Genomic DNA, 4,741 nt, shown 5'->3' on the forward strand with positions numbered 1-4,741 from the left:
GATGCGGTCACCTACAGCGTCTATGCAGGAACTGTAACAGGTTCGTATGAACCGATCCCTGTCGCGACGGTGACGGGTTCGACCAACACCAGCACGATAACGGGGCTGACGAACGGAACGACGTACTACTTCGCGATCAAGGCCAGCAACACTAGCGGCTACAGCAGCTACTCCAACGAATTGAGTGCTACGCCGATCGCCACGCCGAACACGCCAGTTGCGCTTTCCGCAATTTCAGGTGACGGCCAAGTAACACTCGCTTGGAGCGGTGTATCGGATGSGGTCACCTACAGCGTCTATGCAGGAACCGTTTCCGGTTCGTATGAGCCGATCCCTGTCGCGAYGGTGWCSGGYTCGACCWACACCAGCACGATAACGGGRCTGACGAACGGAACGACGTACTACTTCGCGATCAAGGCCAACAACTCTAGCGGGTACAGCAGCTACTCGAACGAATTGAGTGCCATGCCGATCGCCACGCCGATCAAATCCGACAATGCTGATTTGAGCAGCATCACCTTGTCGAGCGGCATACTGAGCCCGGCATTTGCATCTGATACGACAAGCTACACGGCGAGCATAGCAAACAGTGTGAGTAGTGTCACGGTAACACCGACGGTATTCGATACGATCTATGGCTCGGTGACGGCAAGTGTATACGATAGCAATGGGACACTAGTAATCGAGCCTATCACAGTGACGAGCGGCACAGCGTCTCCATCTCTTCCGATGAACGTGGGGATCAACACGATTAAGTTGATAGTGACAGCGCAGGACGGCACGATGAAGACGTACAATGTAGTGATAAGCCGAGAATCAGAAGCGCCTGGACCTGGATCGACTTCAAACGACAGCAGCAGCTCATCCAGCGACTCTGCGGGGTTCCATCTTATCGTAAATGGCAAGGAAAATGATCAAATCGCTAAAGGAGTTACCACGCAAGAAAATGGGAAAACAGTACTGACGGCAACGTTGGACACGACCCAACTGACAGCGCAGCTTGGTAAAGAAGGTGACAAGCCAGTTATCGTCATTCCGGCATCGACGGTGACCGCTGACAAAGTGAGTGTGGTTCTGACCGGTGAAGCGGTCAAAGCCATGGAAAATAAGCAGGCTGTTCTAGAAGTACAGACGGCTAATGGCAGCTCGTACACACTAATACAGCACAACATGTTGTTCGCGGATGTGGAAGGGCATTGGTCCAAAGCAGCAGTGAATGATATGGCTTCGAGGATGATTGTGAACGGCACCGATGCAGCGCATTACAACCCGGATACGGCAATTAGTCGAGCTGAGTTTGCGGCCATCGTTGTGCGGGCATTAGGACTTGCTGAAGACGGAAAAACCAGCGCATTTACCGATGTAGTTACCGGCGACTGGTACATCGGCGCGGTGGCGAAAGCCAAGGAATATGGCATCATTGATGGATACGACGACGGAACGTTCCACCCAAGCCAAACGATTACTCGTGAAGAAGCGATGGTCATGATCGCACGAGCGATGGCGTGGACGGGACTAGACACAAATATCAGTAAATCGGATGCAGATTCAGCACTTGCCTCCTTTATTGGTGGCTCAGTAGTAAGTACATGGGCGAAACAGGCAGTTGCGGCTACGGTGAAAAACGGGCTTGTCTCAGGCTCGGATAAGGGACTTCAGCCAACTAGTAAAATTACACGAGCAGAGACGGCGGCGATCGTGCAGCGGATGCTGATCCAGGCCAAACTGATCGACAACCGAAATACTAAATAATGAAATAAAGCTGCCCCCAAGTAGAAAGATGACTTAGGGGCAGCTTCTTTTTATGTTCTTATGTTCACTTATTCTTTAACCAGAATATTGTTCCTGAACGTTTCAATAAGTTCACTAGCTGTGACAGATGTATGATACACACCGGCAAAAGGGCTTGTAGGCGAGCAGTATCCAACAGGAATATGGAATATCTGCTCTAACAGAAGCTTGATGCCTGGTAAGTTTCCAATTGCGGCCTTTGAATACGCCTCAGAGACTTCATTGGCGCGATATTGAAGTTCTCTTGCTTCATCGTAGAGACCAGCGCTCATTTTTTCCATCATCACTTTATGGTGATAGCAAGTAACGGCTTGCAAGGCTCCGATATTCCCATCGGCTCCCATGAACTGTGAACAAATAGCTAGTTCGTCAGCTCCTGTTAGAATGTTAAGATCAGGTTGATATTTCTTGAATCTTTCTAAGAAATAAAAGTTGTTGTCGGTAAATTTAATACCGCGAAAAGTAGGAACTTCTTTCATTGCCTCGAGAATTTGGGAAGGTTCAATGTTTTGCCCTCCAGTTAATGTTTTCCCCATAGCTACCCAGTAAATGTAGAAGGGGACATTAGGAGCAGCAGCAGAAATGCGTTTGAAGTAATCGACGTTGTCTTGTAGAGTGGCATGTTCAGAAATACCAACGGATGCTACGGCATACGCGCCATGTTTAGCAGCATGAGCAGCGAGCTCAACAGAATCTTGCAAATTCTCATTGTACCCAACGTGAACCAAAATCGGTAATTTATTTTCGGCAGCCTGTAAGACAGCTTCAGCCCATTGTTTTCTTTTTTCCACAGTTAAATACTGGCCTTCTCCTGTCCAACCGAGCATATACAAGCCATCCGCTTGTTGCTTGCTATACATGTCTATCAAAGCTGAGGCTAGTTGCGTCTTAACATTCCCTTCATGGTCGAGCGGTGTGACGAGTGCTGGGAGAACCCCTGATATAAGTTTACTTTGCATTGTAATCTCTCCATTCTAATCGTTTTTATATGTTAGGAAATAACATAACAAATGAATAATTACCCTTTGATGGCACCGCTGGTTAGTCCAGCGACAAAATATTTATTTAAGGCAATAAATACAACTAACATTGGCAAAACAGACATGACGGTGCCTGCCATCATCAGATCCCAGGAGGTCACGGACTCTCCGGAGGTCTTCATGGACACAATACCGACGACGAGAGGCTGCTTGTCTGGATTTCCTAAGGTAAAGACCATAGGCAGCAAGTAATCGTTCCACGAATTCATAAAGGCTAGTAAGCCTACAGTAGCAATCAGGGGTTTGGTTAATGGGAAAATAATGTTGTAAAAAATTCTGAAAAAGCTGCAGCCGTCTACTTTGGCCGCCTCGTCGATCTCTTTGGGAATTCCGTCGATAAATCCTTTGGCTAGATAGAGATTCGTAACATTGATGCCGAAAATATAGATAATGATGACTCCCCAAAGCGAGTTGTTCAGATGCAGTGCTTTTGCAATATTCAGCTGCGGATACAGATATAAGCTGCCAGCAGAAATGAACATGGAGAAGGTAATTAGGGCAAGCAATAATCGTTTACCTATAAAATGACCACGTGAGAACACATAACCTGCTGAAATTGAAGTGATGATCGTTCCGATGACGATGAACGTACACATATAGATGCTATTCCATACGTAAACTTTGAAATTGGATAAGCTCCAAGCTCTCACATAGTTTTTAAATGTAATTGTTTCAGGAAAAAAAGAGGTAGACGTTAATATACTTGCCGTGTTTTTCAACGAACTAATAACGACGTAAAAGATCGGAAATATCACTATTATGGCGAGCAGCACCAGAAAGAAATAGAGTGGAACGGCTTCAAATGCTTTTCTAGTTTTCATTCTTCTGAATCTCCTTAATAATGATCTCCGACTTTTCTGGTAAGGGCCATGTACAGCCCAACCACGATCGACAGAATGATGGCTGTTATGACGGCAAGTGCTGAGGAATAACCGTATTGGCTAACCATGTCCGCCGCACCATATGAGAAGAAAAATTTAAAAGTGTACGACATCACAACCTCCGTTGAGCCGCCAGGCTGCCCATTGGTCAGGACCAAGACTAGATCGGACATTTTGATACTATTTACGATGAAGAGCATCATCACGACTTTCCCTGTAGAAGCAAGCATAGGCAGGGTGATGCTAGTAAACTTTTTCCATTTGGTTACCCCGTCAATGTCTGCACATTCGTAAATATCTTGAGGAATGTTCTGAAGACCCATGATAAAGAAGATCATGTTAACGCCAAAACCTTTCCAGACACTAGCGATAATAATGACAATATCGGCCAGCCATTTGTCTCCAAACCAATTGATGGGGGTAGAGATGAGATGCGTAGATTTCAGCAATTGATTAACTGCGCCTTGAAAGGGTTCGAACTATGGCAATGCCATACTTTCAAATTTTTTAGTCTAGCGTTATTTAGACTTGGTGTTCCAGTCTTTGTTCACATAAAGGCTAAGATCCAAACCACCTGCAACTGCCTTATCCAGAGCTGCATTATAACGATTCGTTAAGTCGGTAAGAACTTTCGAAACATCTGCATTTGCTGGACCAGCAATTAGGTTGATAATTGTATTCTGGTACGGTTGACCTTCAATTGTAATGACGCCATCAGGTGGAGTCGGCGCAAAATAAGAATTAGAAGTTTTTCCGAATTCTGCAGTCCCGGCCTTTTTGAAGCTTGAAGGGGCTTGAGCTTGAATATCTTGTCTTGCGATAAAGTCGATTTCATTATTTTGAATCGCTTTCAATACTTCATCGCTATGGAATAATGCGTAGACCTTCATCGCCTTCTCAGGCATTTTTTTTGCGCTTGGTCCAATACAGAGCACATCTGCGATCTGGGCGTAGTTTTTATGCTTATCTGCGAGATTCAAGACAGGTGTATCAACGACGCCAAGCTCAAATTTCGTTCCTGTTTCTTTC

The 4,741-nt window shown here is 45.8% G+C and carries 5 protein-coding genes; 1 reads left to right on the forward strand and 4 read right to left on the reverse strand.

The features are described from left to right. Positions 1–1,752, forward strand: a 1,752-nt coding sequence (locus AC1DUA_RS30010) for an S-layer homology domain-containing protein (protein WP_477503224.1), incomplete at its 5' end; no start/stop codon positions are given. A gap of 68 nt (positions 1,753–1,820) precedes the next feature. Here AC1DUA_RS30010 and AC1DUA_RS30015 read toward each other — a convergent pair. The 4 genes from AC1DUA_RS30015 to AC1DUA_RS30030 all read right to left on the reverse strand — a co-directional run. Further along, positions 1,821–2,750 carry a dihydrodipicolinate synthase family protein gene (locus tag AC1DUA_RS30015; RefSeq protein WP_477503225.1) on the reverse strand — a complete coding sequence of 310 codons (930 nt, stop codon included), beginning with the start codon at positions 2,748–2,750 and terminating at the stop codon, positions 1,821–1,823. A 59-nt stretch (positions 2,751–2,809) separates the two neighbouring features. After that, entirely contained in the window at positions 2,810–3,652 is an 843-nt protein-coding gene (locus AC1DUA_RS30020; RefSeq protein ID WP_477503226.1) for a carbohydrate ABC transporter permease, read from the reverse strand. A 14-nt stretch (positions 3,653–3,666) separates the two neighbouring features. Then, positions 3,667–4,161: a carbohydrate ABC transporter permease gene (locus AC1DUA_RS30025; RefSeq protein WP_477503227.1), complete on the reverse strand. Its 495-nt coding sequence runs from the start codon at positions 4,159–4,161 to the stop codon at positions 3,667–3,669. Between the two features lie 69 nt (positions 4,162–4,230). After that, the coding region (locus AC1DUA_RS30030; RefSeq protein WP_477503228.1) for a hypothetical protein at positions 4,231–4,741 on the reverse strand (511 nt) is incomplete at its 5' end.

It is taken from the genome of Paenibacillus sp. 01T422 (genome assembly GCF_056398785.1).